This window comes from Catellatospora sp. KI3 (assembly GCF_029948125.1).
Classification (GTDB): Bacteria; Actinomycetota; Actinomycetes; order Mycobacteriales; family Micromonosporaceae; genus Catellatospora.
This window is the reverse complement of record NZ_JASAMB010000040.1, coordinates 12,619-35,070: the sequence shown is the minus strand read 5'-3', so window position 1 is coordinate 35,070 and position 22,452 is coordinate 12,619. Positions and strand designations below refer to the sequence as shown.

17 protein-coding genes are annotated in these 22,452 nt (G+C 73.1%); 3 read left to right on the top strand and 14 right to left on the bottom strand.

Annotated features, from left to right (window positions below; all coding sequences use genetic code 11):
- Nucleotides 1-15: 15 nt before the first annotated feature.
- The gene (locus QEZ54_RS34720; RefSeq protein WP_281309023.1) at nucleotides 16-1,407 is read left to right on the top strand and encodes a GH1 family beta-glucosidase; all 1,392 of its coding nucleotides are present in this window, start codon (nucleotides 16-18) and stop codon (nucleotides 1,405-1,407) included.
- A gap of 143 nt (nucleotides 1,408-1,550) precedes the next feature.
- On the opposite strand, the gene QEZ54_RS34715 is transcribed toward QEZ54_RS34720, so the two are convergent.
- From QEZ54_RS34715 to QEZ54_RS34705, 3 genes are read right to left on the bottom strand one after another with little or no spacing between them, the layout of a single operon-like run.
- Nucleotides 1,551-2,372 carry an ABC transporter ATP-binding protein gene (locus QEZ54_RS34715; RefSeq protein WP_281309020.1) on the bottom strand — a complete coding sequence of 274 codons (822 nt, stop codon included), beginning with the start codon at nucleotides 2,370-2,372 and terminating at the stop codon, nucleotides 1,551-1,553.
- Complete coding sequence (locus tag QEZ54_RS34710) at nucleotides 2,369-3,406, bottom strand: iron chelate uptake ABC transporter family permease subunit (RefSeq protein WP_281309019.1); 1,038 nt, start codon at nucleotides 3,404-3,406, stop codon at nucleotides 2,369-2,371. The genes QEZ54_RS34715 and QEZ54_RS34710 overlap by 4 nt, the downstream gene beginning before the upstream one ends.
- Nucleotides 3,403-4,440, bottom strand: a complete 1,038-nt coding sequence (locus tag QEZ54_RS34705; RefSeq protein WP_281309018.1) for an iron chelate uptake ABC transporter family permease subunit — start codon at nucleotides 4,438-4,440, stop codon at nucleotides 3,403-3,405. Before QEZ54_RS34705 ends, QEZ54_RS34710 begins: the two co-directional genes overlap by 4 nt.
- A gap of 79 nt (nucleotides 4,441-4,519) precedes the next feature.
- Here QEZ54_RS34705 and QEZ54_RS34700 point away from each other — a divergent pair, with 79 nt between their 5' ends.
- Nucleotides 4,520-5,530 carry an ABC transporter substrate-binding protein gene (locus QEZ54_RS34700; protein WP_281309017.1) on the top strand — a complete coding sequence of 337 codons (1,011 nt, stop codon included), beginning with the start codon at nucleotides 4,520-4,522 and terminating at the stop codon, nucleotides 5,528-5,530.
- A 161-nt stretch (nucleotides 5,531-5,691) separates the two neighbouring features.
- On the opposite strand, the gene QEZ54_RS34695 is transcribed toward QEZ54_RS34700, so the two are convergent.
- The 4 genes from QEZ54_RS34695 to QEZ54_RS34680 all read right to left on the bottom strand — a co-directional run bounded on the left by QEZ54_RS34695 (nucleotide 5,692) and on the right by QEZ54_RS34680 (nucleotide 12,693).
- The gene (locus QEZ54_RS34695; RefSeq protein WP_281309016.1) at nucleotides 5,692-6,525 is read right to left on the bottom strand and encodes an alpha/beta hydrolase; all 834 of its coding nucleotides are present in this window, start codon (nucleotides 6,523-6,525) and stop codon (nucleotides 5,692-5,694) included.
- A gap of 80 nt (nucleotides 6,526-6,605) precedes the next feature.
- Nucleotides 6,606-8,885: an AAA family ATPase gene (locus QEZ54_RS34690; RefSeq protein WP_281309022.1), complete on the bottom strand. Its 2,280-nt coding sequence runs from the start codon at nucleotides 8,883-8,885 to the stop codon at nucleotides 6,606-6,608.
- 215 nt (nucleotides 8,886-9,100) lie between these two features.
- Entirely contained in the window at nucleotides 9,101-11,413 is a 2,313-nt protein-coding gene (locus tag QEZ54_RS34685; RefSeq protein ID WP_281309015.1) for a choice-of-anchor P family protein, read from the bottom strand.
- A 479-nt stretch (nucleotides 11,414-11,892) separates the two neighbouring features.
- Entirely contained in the window at nucleotides 11,893-12,693 is an 801-nt protein-coding gene (locus QEZ54_RS34680; protein ID WP_281309014.1) for a nucleotidyltransferase domain-containing protein, read from the bottom strand.
- 138 nt (nucleotides 12,694-12,831) lie between these two features.
- On the opposite strand from QEZ54_RS34680, the gene QEZ54_RS34675 reads away from it, so the two are divergent.
- Nucleotides 12,832-13,812 carry an aldo/keto reductase gene (locus tag QEZ54_RS34675; protein WP_281309013.1) on the top strand — a complete coding sequence of 327 codons (981 nt, stop codon included), beginning with the start codon at nucleotides 12,832-12,834 and terminating at the stop codon, nucleotides 13,810-13,812.
- A 3-nt stretch (nucleotides 13,813-13,815) separates the two neighbouring features.
- On the opposite strand, the gene QEZ54_RS34670 is transcribed toward QEZ54_RS34675, so the two are convergent.
- The 7 genes from QEZ54_RS34670 to metH all read right to left on the bottom strand — a co-directional run bounded on the left by QEZ54_RS34670 (nucleotide 13,816) and on the right by metH (nucleotide 22,441).
- A complete protein-coding gene (locus tag QEZ54_RS34670; protein WP_281309012.1) occupies nucleotides 13,816-14,511 on the bottom strand; it encodes a hypothetical protein in 696 nt (231 codons plus the stop codon).
- 7 nt (nucleotides 14,512-14,518) lie between these two features.
- Nucleotides 14,519-15,073 (bottom strand): GrpB family protein, encoded by a 555-nt coding sequence (locus QEZ54_RS34665; protein ID WP_281309011.1) that lies wholly within the window; start codon nucleotides 15,071-15,073, stop codon nucleotides 14,519-14,521.
- A gap of 26 nt (nucleotides 15,074-15,099) precedes the next feature.
- On the bottom strand, nucleotides 15,100-15,846 hold the full coding sequence (locus QEZ54_RS34660) for an amino acid ABC transporter ATP-binding protein (protein ID WP_348650606.1): 747 nt from the start codon (nucleotides 15,844-15,846) through the stop codon (nucleotides 15,100-15,102).
- An 11-nt stretch (nucleotides 15,847-15,857) separates the two neighbouring features.
- Nucleotides 15,858-16,718: an amino acid ABC transporter permease gene (locus QEZ54_RS34655; protein ID WP_281309021.1), complete on the bottom strand. Its 861-nt coding sequence runs from the start codon at nucleotides 16,716-16,718 to the stop codon at nucleotides 15,858-15,860.
- Between the two features lie 18 nt (nucleotides 16,719-16,736).
- Nucleotides 16,737-17,609: an ABC transporter substrate-binding protein gene (locus QEZ54_RS34650; RefSeq protein WP_281309009.1), complete on the bottom strand. Its 873-nt coding sequence runs from the start codon at nucleotides 17,607-17,609 to the stop codon at nucleotides 16,737-16,739.
- Between the two features lie 125 nt (nucleotides 17,610-17,734).
- A complete protein-coding gene (locus QEZ54_RS34645; protein ID WP_281309008.1) occupies nucleotides 17,735-18,709 on the bottom strand; it encodes a hypothetical protein in 975 nt (324 codons plus the stop codon).
- A 108-nt stretch (nucleotides 18,710-18,817) separates the two neighbouring features.
- A complete protein-coding gene (metH, locus tag QEZ54_RS34640; RefSeq protein ID WP_281309007.1) occupies nucleotides 18,818-22,441 on the bottom strand; it encodes a methionine synthase in 3,624 nt (1,207 codons plus the stop codon).
- Nucleotides 22,442-22,452 lie beyond the last annotated feature (11 nt).

Sequence of the window (22,452 nt, the reverse complement as noted above, 5' to 3'; positions counted from 1 at the left end):
AGGAGCGGTGAAGTCGTGACCGCCGTAGCACCAGACCAGCTCACCGGTACTGCCCTGCGGTTCCCGCAGGGCTTCCGGTGGGGCGCGGCCACGGCCTCCTACCAGATCGAAGGCGCCGCCAGCGACGACGGCCGCACTCCGAGCATCTGGGACACCTTCTCCCGCACTCCGGGCAAGGTGTTCGAGGGGCACACGGGTGACGTGGCCTGCGACCACTACCACCGGTACCGCGACGACGTGGCGATCATGGCCGAGCTCGGCCTGGGCACCTACCGGTTCTCGGTCGCCTGGCCGCGGATCAAGCCCGACGGCTCCGGCCCGGTCAACGGCCGCGGCCTGGACTTCTACGACCGCCTCGTCGACGAGCTGCTGGCCAAGGGCATCTCGCCGATGGCCACCCTGTACCACTGGGACCTGCCGCAGGTGCTGGAGGACCGGGGCGGCTGGACCAACCGCGACACCGCGTACTACTTCGCCGACCTGGCCGCCGCCATGGTGGCCAAGCTCGGCGACCGGGTCGCGACCTGGACCACGCTCAACGAGCCGTGGTGCTCGGCGTTCCTCGGCTACGCCTCGGGCATCCACGCCCCGGGCCGCCAGGACGCCAAGGCGTCGTTCGAGGCGCTGCACCACCTGCTGCTCGCCCACGGCCTGGGCGTGCGCGCCCTGCGGGCCGGCGGCGCGCGGGAGGTGTCGCTGACGCTGAACATGACCTCGGTCCGGCCGCTGAACCCGGCCGACCCGCACGACCAGGCGGCCGCCCGGCACATCGACGGCCTGCAGAACCGGATCTTCCTGGACCCGGTGCTGCGCGGCTACTACCCCGACGACATGCGGGCGCTGTTCGACCGGTTCGGGGCCGCGCACGTGATCAAGCCGGGCGACGACGCGGTCATCGCCTCGCCGATCGACCTGCTCGGGGTGAACTACTACCAGCCCGCGCTGGTCCGGGCGAAGATCGGCGCCACCGCCGGGCTGACCAACCCCGGCAGCGAGGGCATCGAAGAGGTGCGCCAGCCGCACCCGGTCACCGACATGGACTGGCCGGTCGACCCGTCGGGCCTGTACGAGCTGCTCATGCGGCTCGCCACGGACTACCCCGACACCCCGCTGATGATCACCGAGAACGGGGCCGCGTACGCGGACGTCGTGGAGGACGGCCGGGTGCACGACACCGATCGGATCGGGTTCCTGGAGGGGCACCTGCGGGCCGTGCACGCGGCCCTGTCCGAGGGTGCCGACCTGCGCGGATACCTCGCCTGGTCGCTCATGGACAACTACGAGTGGGGCTACGGGTACGGCAAGCGCTTCGGCATCGTCCGGGTCGACTACGACACCCAGCGGCGCACCGTCAAGGACAGCGCCCGCTGGTACGCCGAAGTGATCGGCCGCAACGGCCTCGAGTAAGGCAGAGGCCGGGCACCACCGCCTGCTTGGGGGAGTGGCAGGTGCCCGGCCTTCTCGGGTGTCCCGGTAGGGGGTGCCCGCAGCGGGACGCGCCGGACCAGAGCCCGGCGCGTCCCGTCAGCTGTCTCTACCGGACGCTGTGTCTACCGAACGACACGCGGCACGACCAGCGGCGTACCGGTCTCCGGGTCCTCGATGATCCGGCACGGCAGCCCGAACACCTGCTCGACCAGCTCCGGCGTGACCACGTCACCGGGCGCGCCCTCCGCCACGACCGAGCCGCCCCGCATCGCGATCAGGTGCGTGGCGTAGCGGGCGGCCTGGTTCAGGTCGTGCAGCACCGCCACCAGCGTGCGCCCCTGCTGCTGCAGCGTGCGGCACAGCTCCAGCACCTCGATCTGGTGCGCGATGTCCAGGAACGTGGTCGGCTCGTCCAGCAGCAGCAGCGGCGTCTGCTGGGCCAGCGCCATCGCGATCCAGACCCGCTGCCGCTGGCCGCCGGACAGCTCGTCGACGGCCCGGTCGGACAGGTCGGCCACGCCGGTGGCGGCCATCGCCTCGGTGACGATCCGCTCGTCCTCGCGCGACCACTGGCGCAGCAGGCCCTGGTGCGGGTACCGGCCGCGCGCGACCAGGTCGGCCACCGTGATGCCGTCCGGGGCGATGGACGACTGCGGCAGCAGGCCCAGCCGCCGGGCGACCTCGCGCGTGGGCAGCGACGAGATCGCCTGCCCGTCCAGGTGCACCTGCCCCTTGACCGGGCGCAGCAGGCGGGACAGCGCGCGCAGCAGCGTCGACTTCCCGCACGCGTTCGGGCCCACGATGATGGTGAACGAGCCGTCGGGGATGGACACGCTCAGCCCGGTGGCGACCACGCGCCCGTCGTAGGCGAGGGTGAGGTCGTCGGCGGTCAGCCTGGTCACGGTCTGCTCCTGGGGGGCGGAGGGACTGGGGTGGGTGGTCATATGCGGCCGGCCCGGCGCTGCTGGTACAGCAGCCAGACGAGGTAGACGCCGCCGAGCAGGCCCGTGAGCACGCCGACCGGCAGTTGGGTGCCGCCGAACGCGTGCTGGGCGGCGCCGTCGGCGGCCAGCACCAGCCCGGCCCCGACCAGTGCGGCGGGCAGCAGGTTGGGGCCGGGCGCGGCGGTGACGCGCCGGGCGAGCTGGGGCGCGGTCAGCGCCACGAACGCGATCGGGCCCGCCGCCGCGGTGGCGGCCGCGGTGAGCAGCACCGCCGCGGCGAGCTGGACCAGGCGGGTGCGGTCGGCGTGGATGCCCAGCGCTCGGGCGGCGTCGTCGCCGAGTTCGAGGGCGCGCAGGGCGCGGCCGCCGAGCAGGACCACGGGCGCCAGCGCCAGCACCGCCGCGAGCAGCGGCCATACGTGGGCGGCGTCGCGGCCGTTGAGCGAGCCGGTGAGCCATACCGTGGCGCGCGTGGCGTCGAAGAACTCGGCCCGGGTGAGCAGGTAGTTGTTGACGGAGTTCAGTGCGGCGGCGATGCCGATGCCGACCAGCACGATGCGCTGGCCGCTGCTGCCGCGCCGCCAGGCCAGCAGCCACACCGCGAGCCCGGCCAGCAGGCCGCCGGCGGCGGCGCCGATGCTGGTGCCGACGGCCCCGGCGTTGACCAGCACGATCGCCACCAGCGCGCCGGTGGCCGAGCCGAAGCCGAAGCCGACCACGTCGGGGCTGCCCAGCGGGTTGCGGGTGACGCTCTGGAACACCGCCCCGGCCAGCCCGAGCGCGACGCCGACCAGCAGCGCCACGGCCACGCGCGGCAGCCGCAGCTCGGTCACGATGAACCGCTGCGCCGGGGTGCCCTCGCCCAGCAGCACCTCGACCACGTCCGGCGGCGACATCGGGAAGTCGCCGAAGCCGATCAGCCAGACCGCCAGCGCGAGCACGGCCAGCGCCACGATGAGGCCCGCGACCAGGGCACGGGTGGGCGTGCGCAGCGACAGGGCACCGCCGCGCAGCACGGTGCGGCCGGCGCTCACCGCTGCACCGTCCGGCGGCGGACCAGCGCGACGAACACGGGCGCGCCCAGCACCGCGACGGTGATCCCGGCCTGCAGCTCCGAGGGGCGGGCCGCGATCCGGCCCAGCACGTCGGCCGCCAGCAGCAGCGCGGGGGCGAGCAGCGCGGCGTACGGCAGCAGCCAGCGCAGGTCGGGGCCGCTGAGTGGGCGGACCAGGTGCGGGGCGAGCAGGCCCAGGAACACGATCGGCCCACAGGCGGCGGTGGCCGACCCGCACAGCAGCGTGATCGCGATCAGGGCCAGGGCGCGGGTGCGGTCGGTGCGGGCGCCCAGCGCGCGGGCGGCGTCGTCGCCCAGTGCCAGGGCGTTGAGCGGGGCGGCCAGCAGCAGCGCCAGCACGATGCCCGCGAGCAGGATCGGCGCGACCTGGCCGAGCACGTCGCGGTTGGCCGAGGCCAGTGAGCCGACCGTCCAGAAGCGCATGATGTCCAGCGCGGCGCTGTCCAGCAGGATCACCGCGCTGACGTAGCCGGTGAGCGCGGCGGTGAGGGCGGTGCCGGCCAGGGCCAGGCGGACGGGGGTGGCGTGGCGGCCGCCGCCGAGGGCGTACACGATCGCGCTGACGACCGCGGCGCCGAGCAGGGCGAACCAGAGGTAGCCCGACAGCGAGCGCAGGCCGAGGAAGCTGGCGGCGCTGACCACGGCGGCGGCCGCGCCCGCGTTGACGCCGAGCAGGCCGGGGTCGGCCAGCGGGTTGCGGGTCAGCGCCTGCATGACGCTGCCCGCCAGGCCCAGGGCCGCGCCGACGAGCAGGCCGAGCAGCGTACGGGGCAGGCGCAGGTCGTGCACGATGACGTGGTTCTCGCGGCCGTCGGGGTGGAGCAGGCCGGTCCAGACGTCGGCGAGCGGGACCTGCTTGGTGCCCAGCGCCAGGCTGGCGGCGGCGACGGCGGCCAGCAGCAGCGCGGCGGCGAGCAGACCCGCGGCACGCGGGATGGGGTGCGTCCGTGCAGGTGGGACTGGAGATGCGAGGGGTGGTTCAGCCGGGGGCATGGGCTTAGGTTAGCCTACCCTCACCGCAGCCCGCTCGGCGGGAAGCAGCTCAGCCGTACCCCCGAAAGAAGGCACCATCATGGCACGTCCCACGAACCTGACCCGTCGCGGCTTCCTCGGCGCCGCCGGCCTGGCCGGTCTCGGCGCCGCACTCGCCGCCTGCGGCGGCACCGACACCCCGGCCGCCACCGCGACCCCCGCCGGACCGTGGGCGTTCACCGACGACCGCGGCGTCAAGGTCACCAAGGACGTGGCGCCCACCCGCATCGTGGCCTTCACGGGTACGGCGGCCGCCCTGCACGACTTCGGCGTCAAGGTCGCCGGCGTGTTCGGGCCGACGGTGCTCAAGGACGGCTCGGCCGACCCGCAGGCGGGCAACCTGCCGGTCAAGGAGCTGACCGTGCTGGGCAACGCCTGGGGCGAGTTCAACGTCGAGAAGTACGCCGCGCTCAACCCCGAGCTGCTGGTCACCAACACCTACGTCAAGGACGCCCTCTGGTACGTCCCGGACGAGGCCAAGGACAAGATCGCGCAGCTCGCGCCGAGCGTGGCGTTCAACATGATCGGCACCGACCTGCAGAAGATCATCGAGCGGTACGCCGCCTTCGCCGCCTCCCTGGGCGCCGACCTCGACGCCGCCCCGGTCGCCGACGCCAAGAAGCGCTTCGACACCGCCGCCGAGGCCATCCGCGCCGCCGCCAAGGCCAACGGCGGCCTCAAGGTCATGGCCTGCTCCGGCAGCGCCGACCTGTTCTACGTCTCCACGCCGAGCTCGGCCGCCGACCTGACCTACTTCGAGTCGCTGGGCGTGACCTTCGTCAAGCCCGACAATGTCGAGGGCGGCTTCTTCGAGAGCCTGAGCTGGGAGAAGGCGGGCAAGTACGCCGCCGACGTGCTGCTGTTGGACTCGCGCTCCGGCACCCTGCAGCCGTCCGACCTGGCCGCCAAGCCGACCTGGGCGGGGCTGCCCGCGGTCAAGGCGGGTCAGATCACCCCGTGGCTGAGCGAGCCGCGCTTCTCGTACGCCGGCGCCGCCCCGCTCCTGGAGACCCTCGCCACCGCCCTGCAGGCGGCCAGAAAACTCGCCTGACCCACCCCGCCCAGCCTCCCCCGGACCCGCCCCGCCCCGTCCCGTCTTTCATAAGCGCTGGCCTATCTCATCGAAAATGATCTCGATTCGTTCGCTGAGACAGGCCAACGTCGTTGAAAGCGGGGCGTGACGGCGCAGGGCGGTGCCGGGTCGGCGGGTGGTCAGCGGGTGGCGTGGTCGATGCGGTCGGCCAGGCGGGTGACGGCGGCGACGACCTGCGGTCCGTCGAACAGGTCCGGGTCGTTGTGATCGGCGCCGGCGACGACGGTGACCTCGACCGTCCCGCCCGCGCGGGCCGCCACCAGCTCACTCTGCCGGGTGGGCACCACGGTGTCGCGGCTGCCGTAGACGACCGCCGTAGGCACGCTGACCTGGGCGATCTGCTCGGCGACCGGGAAGCGGTCGCGCAGCAGCAGCCGTACCGGCAGGAACGGGTAGTGCTCGGCGGCGGTCGCCGCCAGGTCGGTGAACGGCGAGCGCAGCAGCAGCCCGCCCGGCGGCAGTTCCACCGCCATCTCCGTGGCCACCGCGCAGCCCAGGCTCTCTCCGAAGTAGATCAGCCGCTGCGGGTCGGCGCCTTCGACGGTCACCAGGTGCGCCCGCGCGGCACGCGCGTCGCGGGCCAGTTTCTCCTCATCCGGGCTGCCCGGGTTGCCGCCGTAGCCGCGGTAGTCGAGCAGCAGCACCGTCAACCCCTGGGCTGCCAGCGCGGCGGCCAGCGGGGCGCGCCCGGCCCGGTTGCCGCCGTTGCCGGGCGCGTACAGCACCGCGATGTCGCGGTCGGGGCCGGTCGGCGGCACCAGCCACGCCGTCAGGCGCAGACCGTCAGAGGTGGTGAGCTCCACGTCCCGGGCGCCGGGCAGGGTGCGTCCGGCGGGGCCGGGCGAGGCGCGGTCGGGCAGGTAGATGAGGCGGCGCTGCAGGGCCCATACCGCGCCCAGCAGGAGCGCGAGGACGAGCAGCACGATCACCGCCACCCGCACCACCGCAGCCATGCCCACATTCTGACGTACCCGCCGGAACGCGTCGTCCCGCGACCCGCCCGCGCGGACGCGGGCGGGTCGCGGGACGACGGTCACCAGGGCAGCGGCGAACCGGCCGGGTGCAGCACGGTCAGGCGCTGGGTGGCGCGGGTCAGCGCGACGTACAGGTCGCTGTGGCCGCGCGGCGACTCGGTGACGATCCGGGCCGGGTCGACCACCACCACGGAGTCGAACTCCAGCCCTTTGGCCTGGCGTACCGTCAGCACCACCACCTGGTTCTCCAGGTCGGCCTGGACGCCCAGGCCCGCCTTCGGCAGCACCGCCAGCACGGCCGCGCCGACCTCGTCGAGCAGCCCCGCCGGGACCAGCACGCCCAGCCGCCCGTCGGTCAGCGTCGCCGGATCCGCCTCGGCCCGCGCGGTCCTGGCCACCGCGCCGGCCAGCTCGCCGTCGGCCACCGCGATGAGCTCCGGTTCGGTGCCGGTGCTGCGGACCGAGCGGGGCGCCAGCAGCGCCGGGTCGATCTCGGTCAGCACCTTCCCGGCCAGCGCCATGATCTCGGCCGGGGTGCGGTAGTTGACGGTCAGCTCCTCGTGCCGCCACCGCTGCCCGACGTACGGCTCCAGCGCCTGGCCCCAGGCCGAGATGCCGGACAGGTCGCCGGTCTGCGCGACGTCGCCGACCACGGTCATCGACCGGCTGGGGCTGCGCCGCATCAGCAGCCGCCACGCCATCGGCGACAGCTCCTGCGCCTCGTCGACGATGACGTGCCCGAACGCCCAGTTGCGGTCGGCGGCGGCCCGCTCGGCCGCGGTGAGCAGGGCGCGCTCCTCGTGCCGCTCGCCCAGGATCCCGGCGTCGAGCAGGTCGACGGCGGTGAGGATCTCCGGGTCGATCTCGTCCTCCAGGTCGATCGACCGGGAGCCGTGCAGGATCTCCAGTGCACCCTCGGCGTACGCGGCCTGCTGCCGCCGCCGCCACCGGGCCAGCAGCTCGGCGTCCCGGTCGTCCTCGCCCAGCAGCTCGGCCGCCTCGTCCAGCAGCGGCGCGTCGGCCGGGGTCCACGCCGCGCCGCGCGGGCGCGCCAGCAGCTCCCGCTCCGCCTCCGACAGCATCGGCGCGGCCGAGGCGAGCCGGCCGGGGCTGCGGTACAGGTCGGTGAGCAGCGTCTGCGGGGTGAGCACCGGCCACAGCCAGTCCAGTGCCGTCTGCACGCCCGGCTCTCCGGCCAGCTCGCGCCGGATCTCGGCCAGGTCGGCCTCCTCCAGCAGCTGCGGATCGCCGGGGGCGTCGCCGCCGCCGAGCGGGTCGTCGGCGTACGGGTCGATCCCGATGGCGTCGGCGTACCTCAGCGACAGCGCGTGGATGATCTCGGTGTCGAAGACGGACCGGGCCAGGTTGTGCGGCTTGTCCGTGCGGCGGGCGTTGGCGCGGGCGTCCTCGCACGCCGCCCGGTCCAGCACCAGGTGGTCGCCGTTCTCCAGCGCGATCTCCAGGTAGTCCTCCGGGGCCCGCTGGCGGTCGCGGACCGCCTTGGCGAGCACGTCGGCCATGACGGCCCGCCCCTTCACCTCGGCGGCCGCGTCCGACTCCGTCCCGTGCGCGCTCACCCCCGGGAACAGGTCGCCGACGGTACGCAGCAGCACGCCGGTCTCGGCCAGCGACGGCAGGACCTGGGAGATGTACTTGAGGAACGTCTCGTTCGGGCCCAGCACCAGCACCGCCCGCGTCGACAGCTCCTGCCGGAACGTGTAGAGCAGGTACGCCGCCCGGTGCAGCGCCACCGCGGTCTTGCCGGTGCCCGGACCGCCCTGCACCACCAGCACCCCGCTGAGGTCGGCGCGGATGATGCGGTCCTGCTCGGCCTGGATCGTCTGCACGATGTCGCGCATCCGGCCGGTGCGGCCCGCGCCCAGCGCCGCGAACAGGGCCGCCTCGCTGGTCAGACCGTCGTGGTGCGCGGCGGCCGCGGCCGTCTCCAGGTCCAGCACCTCGTCGTCGAGGTCGGTGACCTTGCGGCCGGAGGTGCGGATCTGCCGGCGGCGCCGCACGTCCTGCGGGGACGCGGCGGTGGCCAGGTAGAACGGGCGGGCCGACGGGGCGCGCCAGTCGAGCAGCAGCGGCTCGTACTCCCCGTCCTCGTCGAAGATGCCGATGCGCCCGATGTAGTGGTGGTGGCCGTCGAGGAAGTCCAGGCGGCCGAAGCACAGCCCGTTCTCCACCGCCCCGAAGGTGGCCACCTGGTCGGTGTAGCGGCCTATCAGCGAGTCGCGCTGCGATCGTTCCTGCAGCGTGCCGCCGCTCTGCAGCAGCGTCTGCGCGAGCTGGGCCGAGGCCCGTTCGCGCAGGTCGTCGAGGCGGCCGTAGAGCATGGACACGTACTCCTGCTCGGCGGTGAGCTCGGCATCCCGGTCGGCGGCGGGGGAGCTTGACAAGCCCGTCTCCTTCGTGCTGTACTGTCTGGCAGAACGGACGCTCTAGCGCCGTTCTTTTTTATTGGCCGAATCCAGCCAACCGCCAAATCTAGCGCACGATTCCCACTTCTCCACGCCGATCACCGACTTACGGCCGCCGGTGGCGAGGCGGGTCAGCGGCAGTTGCCGATGGTGCTGCTCGCCGAGGCGATGACCAGGTCGGCACTGACACCCAGCGTAGGCGGCACGACCAGGTGCACCGCCGTAACGGTCAGCCCGCCCGGCACCGACACCTGCTCGTTCACCGTCAACGTGGCGCCCGGCAGCCCCGGCAGCGGCACGGTCGTGTTCGCGGCCGTACCCACGTCGACCGCGACCCCGCCGACCAGCACCCGGCCCAGCGCCACCGACCCCGAAGGCCCGCCGCAGCTCGACGCCGAGACCGCGCGCAGGTCGCGCAGCGAGATCGCGGGCAGCCCCGGCAGCCCCAGCTCCACCGAGTCGACGGTCGCGGTCGCGGTGGCCGTCCCCGGCGCCGTCGTCGCCACCACCTTCGCGCACAGCGCCGACGCCTGCAGCGCCACCAGCGACAGCGAACCCGTGCACGGGGTGGCCGTGGCGAACGGGGTCGCCACCCGGACCGGACCGGTGTCCGGGGTCGCGGCTACCTGCACAGTGCCCACCAGCAGTTTCAGCCTGCCGGACAGCCCGGTGGCGCGACCGGTCACGAACTGCAGCCCCACGGTCGCGGCGGCCTGGCCCGGCTCGTAGAAGACACTGCCCGCGTACGCGGCCGACACCGGCAGCCGCCCCGACGCGTCCAGCGGCTGCGCCGCCTTCGCGATCACACACGCCGCGACGCCGTCCGGGCCGGTGTCGGCGGTGCAGGACTGCCTGGTCGCGCCGCTGCCCAGCGACAGCACCACCGGGGCGCCCGCCACCGGCGTACCGTCACCGGCGACCGGCGGCACCGACCCCTCGGTGAGCCGGGCCGCGAGCCGCGCCGGCTCGTCGTCGGCGACATTCAGATCGCCCTGGTACGACAGCAGCGTCTGCTCCCGCGTCACCGTGAAGCCGGCCCCGGTCCCCGACGGCAGGTGCACCGCGTCCCCGGCGTACGACGCCGTCGCGGTGTACCCGCCCGGCTGCTCCTGCGGCACCACCTCGCAGGCGGCCACGCCGTCCGCGCCGGTGACGGCGGTGCACGTCTCGGCCCCGTTCAGCGCCAGCTCCACCGGCATCCCCGGCAGCGGTGCGCCCGTGTCGGTCAGGGTCAGCCTCGCCGCCAGCCGCGCCGGGTCGTGGTAGTCCCCGGTGACCGCGCCGGTCCAGTGCAGGGCGGTCGGCTTGCGGCGCACCTCGAACGTGCCCGAGTAGGAGGAGGGCTCGTGGACGGTGTCGCCGGCGTAGGCGATCCGCAGCGCGCGTACCCCGGCGGGTGCCTGCGGGGTGACGACGCAGCTCGCCTCACCGGCGCCGTCGGTGACCGCGCCGCAGTCGGCGACCCCGGCCAGGGCGAACACCAGCGGCGCCCCCGCGACCGGGGCACCCGAGCCGGTGCGGGTCAGCCTCGCCCGCAGCGTCGCCGGGGCGCCGATCGGGCCGGAGCCCGCGCCGAGGAAGGCCAGGCTCGTGCCGTACACCTGGTAGCTGATCGTCACCGACGCCTCGGCGTCGGTCTCCTCGACCACGACGGCGCTGCTCCCGGCCCCGGCGTAGCTCGCACCCGCGCCGCCGTCGCCGCCGTCGAACCCGGCCAGCAGCGGCGCCGGGGGAGCGCCCCCGGAAGACCCGCCGCCGCCCCCGAACCAGCCGCCCCCGCCGCCACCGCCGCCGCCACCGGTCGACCCCGGTACGGCGAACGCGCCGTCCCCGCCCCGGCCCTGCCCGCCCGCACTGCCCGGCAGGCCGCCGAGGCTGAACGGGATACCGCCGCCACCGGGTGCGTCCACCGACGCGTCGCCGCCGTCGCCCGAGGCGCCGCAGCCGATCGCGAAGCAGCGCCCCGCCCCGCCGCCCCCGCCCGCGGCCACCAGCAGCCGCGACCCGAGCGAGTCGCACGGGCCGCCCAGCGAGCAGGTACGCACATCCGACGCGCCCCCGCCCGCACCCCCGCGGTAGGGCGCCCCGGCCCCGCCGACGCCACCGCCGCCGAAGCCGGGCTGCGCGCCGTCGCCCGGCTGGCCGACCTCCACCCACAGGCGGGTCACCCCGGCCGGAATGGCCAGCTCGGCCGAGACGCGCTGCCCGCGCCGACCCCCGTCGCCACCCCCGGCACCGTCGCCGCCGCGCGCGCCGACCAGCTCGACGTGCACGCTGCCCACCCCGGCGGGCACGGTCCACGACTGCTCGCCGCCGGTGGCGGTGAACGTGGTCGAGACGCTGTGATCCGCGTAGGCCGGTGCACCGGTAGTGACCAGACCGGCCAGCGTGGCCGCGACCCCGATCAGCATCGCCAGGCCAGCCCTGGCCACCCTGTTGCGCACCGGTCCTCCTCGACAGTCGTCAGTCGACCGGTTCAACGACCCCCGCCACCCCACCGAGCTGTCACCATGGCGACAGCTCCGGTCCGGACCTGATCGCAGCAGAACGGGCGAGCCGGAGGGAAGCCTGGTCGCGGGGTGCTCCGGAGGCACTGTCCGCGACCCCGGACGCCGATCATGGGGCCGGATCCCCTGGTGATCGCCGTCTGCGGTCGAACGCTGGGTCTGGGGCCGAGACGCTGACCGCAGGTCGCGATCAACGTCGGGTCGGGTCGGATCGGCTCACGGAGCCGGGTGGGGCTTGAGCTTTCCGTCGAGGCGGGGGCGGGTGGTGTCCTCGACGGCGGTGCAGATGCCGTGCGGACACGGAGAAGATCGAGTGCTTCACCGTGTCAGACCCGCGAACACTCCAGCGACCGTGCGCGCCGCGAAGCGGGTGGGCGCGTGACCAGCTTGGCGGCTGTGTCGGGAGTTGGACCCGGTCAGGGTGTAGGGGCGAAGCGGGACCAGGCGTCGGTGGTGACGGCGTCGGTCAGGTCGGCGCCGGCGCGCAGGTCGGCGATGGTGAACGTGACGTCCTGCCCGGACCGGTGGCGGGCGGCCCGGTCGGCGGGCTCGGCCCACTGGGGGAAGTGCTCGCCCAGGTACGCCGCGGCGGCGGACTTGGTGATGATGTCGCCGTGGGCGAGGGTGCGGTGCAGGCGGGCGGGGCCGAGCAGCATCCACACCACCTGGTCGGCGGGGACCGGGGTGTCGTCGGGGGAGCCGTCGGTGAACATGCGGATCTGCGCCGCCAGCGGCTGCCAGTACTCCCGCAGGTTGTCCAGGTTGTACCGGCGCAGGCCGTCGGGGTCGGGCCGGATGCCCAGGTCGGCGGCCTCGGGTCCGCGCACGGCCACGCCGTACCGGCGCAGGGTCAGCCACAGCACCGGGGTCAGCTCGCCGCAGCCCGTGTCGGTGCGCAGCCGCCCGTCGACCGCGAACGGCACCTGCCGCCGGTCGGCGGGCTGCGCGGCCAGCGACCCGCGGTCGAGGTAGACGGCATCGAGGTAGGGCCGCTCCAGCACCGTCTCGTGCAGCGCGCCCAGCGTCGCCAGGTCGTCGGCGGTCGCCGTGCGGCCGGTCACGATCAGCAGGTCGATGTCGCTGCGGTCGGGCTGCCAGGCGCCCAGCGCCGCCGAGCCGACGACGTACACCGAGTCGGCGAAGCCGGGCAGCCGCGCGTCGAGGGCGGCCAGGTGCAGGTCGATCCGGGCGGCGACCGCGGCGGGCAGCGTCGTCATACCCCGAACCTACGGGACCTTGCCGCCTACGACCGCAGCGCCCGCAAGAGCATGCTCGGATCGAAGCACCTTCCCCGGCCCGGGAGGTGGTGATCTCGTGAAGACGGCGTGCGGGGTCCGTGGGTACAGTGCATGATCGTGGAGTATGTGAAACTGGGCCCCACCGGCCTGGACGTGTCCCGGCTGTGCCTGGGCTGCATGAGCTACGGCGAGCCCGATCGGGGCGCGCACACCTGGACCCTGCCCGAGGACGACAGCCGCGAGTTCATCCGCCGCGCGATCGAGCTGGGTGTCAACTTCTTCGACACCGCCAACGTGTACTCCGACGGCAGCAGCGAGGAGATCGTGGGCCGTGCGCTGCGCGACTTCGCCCGCCGCGACGAGGTCGTCATCGCCACGAAGGTGCACGGCGTGATGCGGCCCGGTCCGAACGGCTCCGGGCTGAGCCGCAAGGCGATCATGACAGAGATCGACAACAGCCTGCGGCGGCTGGGCACCGACTACGTCGACCTGTACCAGATCCACCGCTGGGACCCGAAGACGCCGATCGAGGAGACGCTCGAGGCGCTGCACGACGTGGTCAAGGCGGGCAAGGCGCGCTACCTCGGGGCGTCCTCGATGTACGCGTGGCAGTTCGCCAAGGCGCTCTACACCGCCGACCTGCACGGCTGGACCCGGTTCGCCACCATGCAGAACCACTACAACCTGATCCACCGCGAGGAGGAGCGCGAGATGCTGCCGCTCTGCCTCGACCAGCGGATCGGGGTGCTGCCGTGGAGCCCGCTGGCGCGCGGCCGCCTCACCCGCGAGCCGGGTGCCACCAGCGACCGCCAGTCCACCGACGCGTACGGCGGCATGCTCTACGACGCGACCGAGGCGGCCGACCGGCGCGTCATCGACGCCGTGGGCGTGGTCGCGCAGCGGCGTGGCGTGCCCCGGGCGCAGATCGCGCTGGCCTGGGTGGCGCGGCATCCGGCGGTGACCGCCCCGATCGTGGGCGCGACCAAGCCGTACCAGTTGGAGGATGCGGTGGCGGCGCTGGAACTGCGCCTGACCGACGACGAGGTCACCCTGCTGGAGGAGCACTACCTGCCGCACCCGGTGGTCGGGTTCCAGTAGCGCTCAGCGTGCTGGGCCGTCGTCGCGGCCCAGCGCGCGCCGCCACATCCTGCGGGTGCTCTCCCGGTTGTCCCAGGCGGAGTTGGCGATGAGCATCGCGCACAGCGCGGCCACGAGCACGCCCAGCCAGGTCGCCAGGCCGAACGCGGCGAGCAGCGACACCACCATGACCATCGCGACCAGCAGCAGGGGCAGCGCCGCCTCGACCAGCGGCACCAGCCGCAGCGGCACGGATACGAACACGTTGACGAGCACCAGCAGGGCGAGCCAGGCCCCGAACAGGATCAGAGCCAGGTACACGTAGACGAGCAGTTGCGAGCCGGGTTTGTAGGTGACGACCCAGCCGTCGGCGGTCTCGACGGCCAGCACCCGGCCGCGCCACCGGACGATCGCGATGTTCGCGCCGACCCGGACCAGGTCTTTGCTGAAGTCGGTGAACGAGTACTCCGACTCCCCGTTCAGGTAGTAGACGTGGTACGACCCCATCGCGTCGCCGGCCTCGGCGATGCGGGTGACCTCGGCCCGCTCGGCCGGCAGGCAGCCGGGCGGCCCGCCGGGCTCCTGGCAGGACATCATCTGCAGGTAGGCGCGGCGTTGGGCCAGCGCCGGACCGAAGGCCAGCGCTCCGGTGACCACCATGGCCACGCTCAGCAGCAGGCCGAGGATCTCCCACGGCCCGGCATCGGGGAATCTGCGCACTAATCGATTATGGGCGATCTTCGTCGGCTTGGCTTCCCCCGATGGTGATGCGGTGCAGGACGTCGGCGATGAACGGGGCCTTGGCGGCCCGGTACCGGGGGCGGTCGCGGTCGTCGGCGGCGGCCAGCCGTGCTTTGAGCTCGCCGTACGCGGCGGCGTCGGCGGGGTGGGCGCGCAGGTGGTCGCGGAAGGCCAGCCAGGTCGGCCAGCCGGTCGAGGCGGCCTCGACCACGTGCAGGTGGTGGGTGCGGTGCGCGACGTCGGGCAGGCAGAACGACAGCTTGCGGTCGGCCTCGTCGCCCGGCTCGGGGGCGTGGACCCAGCCGATCCCGGCCATCGCCGCCTCGATCGCGGCGGCCCGGTCGTAGGCGTCGACCCGGGCCAGCATGTCGATGATCGGTTTGGCGGCCAGGCCCGGCACCGAGGTGCTGCCGATGTGCTCGACCGGCCCGACCAGCAGCCCCGCCAGCGCCGACTCGATCCGCGTCCGCTGCGCCTGGAACGAGACCGGCCAGGCGGCGTCGTACGCGACTATCGTGATCGGATCGCGGCGTTCGCTCATCGGACCAGGCTAGGGCAGTGGGCGGTTCAGAGGCGGCCCGAGGCCAGGACGCGGTCGAGGAACTGGCGGGTGCGCGGCTGCGCCGGATCGGCGAGCACCTGCTCCGGCGGTCCCTGCTCGACGATGCGGCCCTGGTCCAGGAAGCACACCCGGTCGGCCACCTCGCGGGCGAAGCCCATCTCGTGCGTGGCGATGACCATGGTCATCCCGTCGGCACGCAGCTCGCGGACCAGGCTCAGCACCTCGCCGACCAGCTCCGGGTCCAGCGCCGAGGTGACCTCGTCGAGCAGCATCAGCCGGGGCGCGCAGGCCAGCGACCGTACGATCGCGACCCGCTGCTGCTGCCCGCCCGACAGCCGGTCAGGGAACTCCCCGGCCTTGTCGGCCAGCCCGACCCGCGCCAGCAGCCGCAGCGCGTCGGCCTCGGCGTCGGCGCGGGGCTGCCCGTGCACCCGGCGCGGCGCCAGGGTCACGTTGTCGAGCACGCTCAGATGCGGAAACAGGTTGTACGACTGGAAGACCATGCCGATGCGCCGCCGCACCCGGTCCGGATCGGTGCGCGGATCGGTGATGTGCTCGCCGTCGAGGTGGATGCTGCCGTCGTCGAGCGGCTCCAGCAGATTCACGCACCGCAGCAGGGTCGACTTGCCCGAACCGGACGCGCCGATGAGCACCACGACCTCGTGCTCGGCCACGTCCAGGTCCAGGTCGCGCAGGACCACGCCGCCCCGGAACACCTTGCGCACGCCCCGGCAGGACAGCACCGGCGGCACGGCCGGGGCGCTCACGCGGCGGCCTCAGCGGACTGGCGGCGGGCCGCGCGCAGCGTCACCGCGTCGGTGACCGCGATCAGCGGGATCGCCATCAGCACGAACAGCGCCCCGGCGACCAGGTACGGCGTGTAGTTGTAGGTCTGCGCGGTCTGGATCTGCGCCATCCGGATCGCGTCGATAGGCCCGGCCAGCGAGATCAGCCCGACGTCCTTCTGCAGCGCCACCAGGTCGTTGAGCAGCGGCGGGGCGACCCGGCGCAGTGCCTGGGGCAGCACGACGTGCCGCATCGTCTGCCGGTAGGTCAGTCCGAGCGACCGGGCGGCGGCCCGCTGCGACGGGTGCACCGACTCGATCCCGGCCCGGAACACCTCGGCCAGGTACGCCGCGTACACGATGGTCAGCGCGATGCCGCCCAGCACCAGCAGCGACGGGGTGCCCTGCAGCCGCAGCCCCGGCACGCCGAAGGTGAGCAGGTACAGCACGATCAGCAGCGGCGTGCCGCGGAACAGGTACGTGTAGGACGCGGCCAGGGCCCGCAGCGGGAAGAACACCGCCGGGCGCAGCGTCCGCAGCACCGCGATGAGCAGGCCGAGCAGCAGCGCCCCGACCGCGCAGAAGGCCAGCAGCCGTACGTTTAGCCACAGCCCGTCCAGGATCAGCGGCAGCGACTCGCGCGCCACGGCCGGGTCCAGGAACGACTGCTTGACCCGGTCCCAGCCCGGGGCACCGGTGACCGCCACCACGGCCAGCACCCCGACCACGGCGGTCGAGGCAGACGCGACGACGACGGAGACGACGGTCTGCCGCCGCCGGTGTGCCACCCGGGCCAGCTGCAGCGGGCTGGGGCGGTAGCCGTCGTCGGCATCGGAGATGGCGGTCACCGGCGCACGCTATCCCAGCGTCGGGGCCCCGGCGACCCCGGCCAGCCACTGCTTGGTCAGCGCGTCGAGGCTGCCGTCGGCGCGCAGCGCGTCCACGGCCTGGCTGACGCACGAGGTCAGCGCCGAGCCCTTGTCGAGCACCAGTCCGAACTGCTCGGGCGTGCCCGAGGGCTGCGGCAGCTGGCCGACGATGACGCCGCCGTCGAGTTCGGCGCCGGTCATGTAGAACGCGGTCGGCAGGTCCACCACGATGCCGTCGACGGTGCCGTTCTGCAGCTGCTTCTTGGCGTCGTCGTTGTTGTTGAACACGGCGGGCGCGGCGTCCGGCTTGACGATCTCCGTGATCGCCCGGTAGCTGGTCGTGCCGACCTGGGCGCCGAGCTTGGCGTGCTTGAGGTCGGCGAGCGACTTCGCCCCGGCGATCTTCGAGCCCTTGACCGTGATCACGGTCTGGGTGACGTCGTAGTACGGCGCGGAGAAGTCGACGGCCTGCCGGCGCTCGGGCGTGATCGAGAACTCGTTGATGTCGAAGTCGAACGTCTTGGCGCCCGGCGCGATCGCCGCGTTGAAGGTGACCCGGACCCAGACGACCTGGTCCTTGGCGTAGCCGAGCTTCGCGGCGACCGCGTACGCGACGGCGGACTCGAAGCCCTGGCCGCTGTCGGGCTTGTTGTCGGCGAACCACGGCGGGTAGACCGGGTCGTCGGTGGCCACGGTCAGCTTGCCGGCGGTGACCGTCTTGAGGGTGCCGGGCGCGCAGGCGGCGGGCGCGGCCGAGGTCGACGCGCCCGGGGTGGGCTCGTCCTGGGGTGCGCAGGCGGCCAGTACCAGCACGGCGAGCGTGGCGGCACCGGCCACGGTGGACCTGAGGGGGCTGCTCATCGGACCAGAATAATCTACTTCTCCAGTAGGAATTCGACGGGTGTCGCGTTGCTGCCGGGTTCGGGTCTTCCCGGAGGAAGGGCACCGTCTACCGCGGAATGCGGCAAGAGGTGCCCTTCCTCGCCTCAGACCCAGGGGGCGACGGGGTACCAGGGGATGATGCCGCGCCGCTCCAGCGACCGGACGTCCCAGTAGAGGAACGTGAACGCCCCCGCGATCAGGAACGCGACCGCGACGATCACGGTCATGCGCGCGGGCCTGGCCGCCAGCCACCGCTGCACGCCGCCGCCGAACAGCAGCGTGATCAGGGCCAGGAGCACCGCCATGATGATGATGTTGCCCAGCGACTGCAGCACGAACGCGCCCGCGCCGTAGAGCGGGTTGCCGCTGTCGGCGGCGTCGCGGAACAGCATCCGGAACAGCCCGAACGGCCGTCCGATGAGGAACCCGCCGATCAGCACGCCCATGAACACCATGGGCGCGTTCGGACTGCGCCGGGCGATGCCCGCGAACGGGTCGGGCACCAGCCGCAGCGCGGCCAGGCCGAGGTAGACCATGATCAGGCCGATCAGGCCGAAGACGACCATCGACTGGATGCTGCGCGGGGACAGCACGCCGGGGGTGCTGGGCGCGGTGGAGAACTGCGGCATGCTCGTGCCGACCAGGCCGACCAGCGCGCCGTACAGGGCGGACACGCTGATCATGCCCACGGACAGCCAGCCGAGCGGCCGCAGCAGCTGGCGCACCCGGCTGCTGCGGCTGTCCTGGCCCAGCATCGGGCTCATCGCGCCGAACACGGCGATGTTGCAGGCGGTGAACGTGCCGGCGATGCCGGTGACGAAGGCGAACGCGATCCCGGCGGCGATGCCGGCGATCGGGGTGCCCTTGGCGTCGTGGCCGAGCAGGGTGTTGGCGACGCTGTCGCCGATGGTGGAGTCGACGAACTCGGCCGACCAGACGATGGTCAGCACGAAGCCGAGCAGCAGGCCGATCGTGACGACCAGGCCGCGCCGCCGGGGCACGTACCCGTTGACGAACAGTGAGGTGGCGGGGTGCGGCTCGGCGGGCGAGGGCCGGGTCTGCGTGTCGGACAGGGCCATGGCGGTCTCCTTCTGTGCGGGAAAGGACGACCGCCATAGCCTGAGCCACAGTTTTTGCGGGCAGCTTCTTCAGAACTGCTTACTTCGAAGTTGCTGAATATCTCGGGATTACGTGAGGTTGGGGCGCAGCCACTTCTCGGCCTCGGCGACCTCGACGCCCCGGCGGGCGGCGTAGTCGGCCAACTGGTCCTGGCCCACGCGGCCGACGGTGAAGTAGCGCGAGTCCGGGTGGGCCAGCAGCATGCCGCTGACCGCCGCCGCGGGCGTCATCGCGAACGACTCGGTCAGCCCCAGGCCCACGCTCTCCGCGTCGAGCAGGTCGAACAGCTCGCGCTTGAGGGTGTGGTCGGGCGTGGCCGGGTAGCCGAACGCGGGCCGGATGCCCCGGAACCGCTCGGCGTGCAGGTCCTCGATGGCGGGGTTCGCGTCCGGCTCGTACCAGTCGCGGCGCGCCTTGAGGTGGAGGTACTCGGCGAACGCCTCGGCGAGCCGGTCGGCCAGCGCCTTGACCATGATCGCCTTGTAGTCGTCGTGCTCCTGCTCGTACTTCGCCGCCAGCTCCTCGGCGCCGAGGATGGCCACGCCGAAGCCGCCCACGTGGTCGCCCGCGGGTGCCACGTAGTCGGCCAGGCCGCGGTTGGGGCGGCCCTCGGGTTTGGCGGTCTGCTGGCGCAGCATCGGCATGCGCAGCGGGCCGGCGGCGGTGTCGACGATGATGTCGTCGCCGTCGCTGTGCGCGGGCCAGAAGCCGTAGACGCCGTGAGCGCGCAGCGAGCCGTCCGCGATGATCTGGTCGAGCATGGCGTTGGCGTCGTCGTACAGCTCACGGGCCTGCGGCTGGTCCAGGATCGCCGGGAACTTCCCCTTGAGCTCCCAGGCCAGGAACAGGAACTGCCAGTCGATCATCTCGCGCAGCTCGGCCAGGGTCGGCGTCACCTGCCGGATGCCGGTGAAGGCGGGCACCGGCAGCTCGCTGAAGTCGACCCGCTCGCGGTTGGCGCGGGCCTGCTCCAGCGTCAGCAGCGGCTGGCGGGTGCGGTTGAGGTGCTCCTCGCGCAGCCGCGCCTGCTCGGTCCGGGTACGGGCGGCCAGGTCCTCGGCGCGCTCGGCGTCGAGCAGGTCCGACACCACGCCCACGACCCGGGAGGCGTCCAGCACGTGCAGCGTCGGCGACTCGTACGCCGGAGCGATGCGCACCGCCGTGTGCTGCCGCGACGTCGTGGCCCCGCCGATCAGCAGCGGCAGCTTCAGGCCGCGCCGGTTCATCTCCTGGGCCACGTTGACCATCTCGTCCAGCGACGGGGTGATCAGGCCGGACAGGCCGATGATGTCGGCGCCTTCGGCGACCGCGGTGTCCAGGATGGTCGCCGCGGGCACCATCACGCCCAGGTCGATGACCTCGTAGTTGTTGCAGCCCAGCACCACGCCGACGATGTTCTTGCCGATGTCGTGCACGTCGCCCTTGACCGTGGCGAGCACGACCTTGCCGTTGCCGCGCGCGGACACGGCCCGCCCGGCCAGGCGCGCCTGCTCCTTCTCCGCCTCCATGTACGGCTCCAGGTAGGCCACGGCCCGCTTCATCACCCGGGCGCTCTTGACCACCTGCGGCAGGAACATCTTGCCCGAACCGAACAGGTCGCCGACGACCTTCATGCCGTCCATCAGCGGACCCTCGATCACCTCCAGCGGGCGGTCGGCCAGCTGGCGCGCCTCCTCGGTGTCGGCCTCGATGAAGTCAACGATGCCGTGCACCAGCGCGTGCGACAGCCGCTGCGCCACCGGCGCCTCGCGCCAGGACAGGTCCAGCTCGCGCTTGGTGCCGCCGCCGCTGACCTTGCCCGCGAAGGCGACCAGCCGGTCGGTGGCGTCGGGGCGGCGGTCGAACAGCACGTCCTCGACCAGCTCCAGCAGGTCGGCCGGGATGTCCTGGTAGACGGCGAGCTGGCCGGCGTTGACGATGCCCATGTCCAGCCCGGCGCGCACCGCGTGGAGCAGGAACGCCGAGTGCATCGCCTCGCGCACCACGTCGTTGCCGCGGAACGCGAACGACAGGTTGGAGATGCCGCCGCTGGTCCGCGCGCCGGGGCAGCGCTGCTTGATCTGCGGGAGCGCCTCGATGAACGCCTTGGCGTAGCCGTTGTGCTCGGCGATGCCGGTCGCCACCGCGAGCACGTTCGGGTCGAAGATGATGTCCTCGGGGGCGAACCCGGCCTGCTGGGTGAGCAGGTCGTAGGCCCGCGCGCAGATCTGGACCTTGCGCTCGGCGGTGTCGGCCTGGCCCTGCTCGTCGAAGGCCATCACCACCACGCCCGCGCCGTAGCCCTGGATGCGGCGGGCCTGGTCGAGGAAGAGCTCCTCGCCCTCCTTGAGGCTGATCGAGTTGACCACGCCCTTGCCCTGCACGCATTTGAGCCCGGCCTCCAGGACGCTCCACTTGGAGCTGTCCACCATGATCGGCACCCGGGCGACCTCGGGCTCGGTCGCGATCAGGTTGAGGAACGTGGTCATCGCCTGCTCGCTGTCGAGCAGGTCGGCGTCCATGTTGACGTCCAGCAGGTTCGCTCCGCCGCGCACCTGCTCCACCGCCACGGCGACGGCGCCCTGGTGGTCGTCGGCCTCGATCAGGCGGCGGAACTTCGCCGACCCGGTCACGTTGGTGCGCTCGCCGATCATGACGAACCCGGTGTCCGGGCCGATCGCGAACTGCTCCAGGCCGCTGAACCGGGTCGCGGGCGCGGGCGTCGGCACCTGCCGCGGCGCCATGCCCTTGACCGCCTCGGCGAGCTTGGCGATGTGCGGCGGCGTGGTGCCGCAGCAGCCGCCGATGATGTTGACCAGCCCCGACGACGCGAACTCGCCGTGCAGGTCGGCGGTGTCCTGCGGGGTCTGGTCGTAGCCGCCGAACGCGTTGGGCAGGCCCGCGTTGGGGTGGGCGGCGATGTGCGTGCTCGCGATGCGCGCCAGCTCCGCCACGTGCGGCCGCATCTCGGTCGCGCCCAGCGCGCAGTTCACGCCGACGACCAGCGGGTGGGCGTGCTCGATCGAGCGCCAGAACGCCTCGACGGTCTGGCCGGACAGCGTGCGGCCGCTGAGGTCGACGATCGTCACGGACAGCCACAGCGGCAGGTGCGGGGCCACCTCCCGCGCGGCGGCGATGGCGGCCTTGGCGTTGAGCGTGTCGAAGATGGTCTCGATGAGCAGCAGGTCGACCCCGCCCTCGTCGAGCGCGGCGATCTGCTCCGCGTACGCCGCCTTGACCTGGTCGTAGGTGACCGCGCGGTAGGCGGGGTCGTCGACCTTCGGCGACAGCGAAAGGGTGACGTTGAGCGGGCCGACCGAACCGGCGACCCAGCGCTGGCCGAACTCGTCGGCGGCCTGGCGGGCCAGCCGCGCGGCCTGCACGTTCATCTCGCGTACGTACGCCTCCAGCCCGTAGTCGGCCTGGCCGACGCTGGTGGCGGTGAACGTGTTGGTGGAGGTGATGTCGGCCCCGGCGGCCAGGTACTGGCGGTGCACGTCCAGGATGACGTCGGGCCGGGTCAGGTTCAGCACGTCCGGGTCGCCGTTGACGTCGCGCGGGAAGTCCTTCAGCAGCTCGCCGCGGTAGTCGGCGTCGACCAGGCCGATCCGCTGCAGCACGGTGCCCCAGGCGCCGTCGAGGACCACGACCCGCTTGCCCAGCTGCTCGCGCAGCACGGCGATCCGGGCGGACTGCTGTTCGCGGACACTCAAGACGACACCTC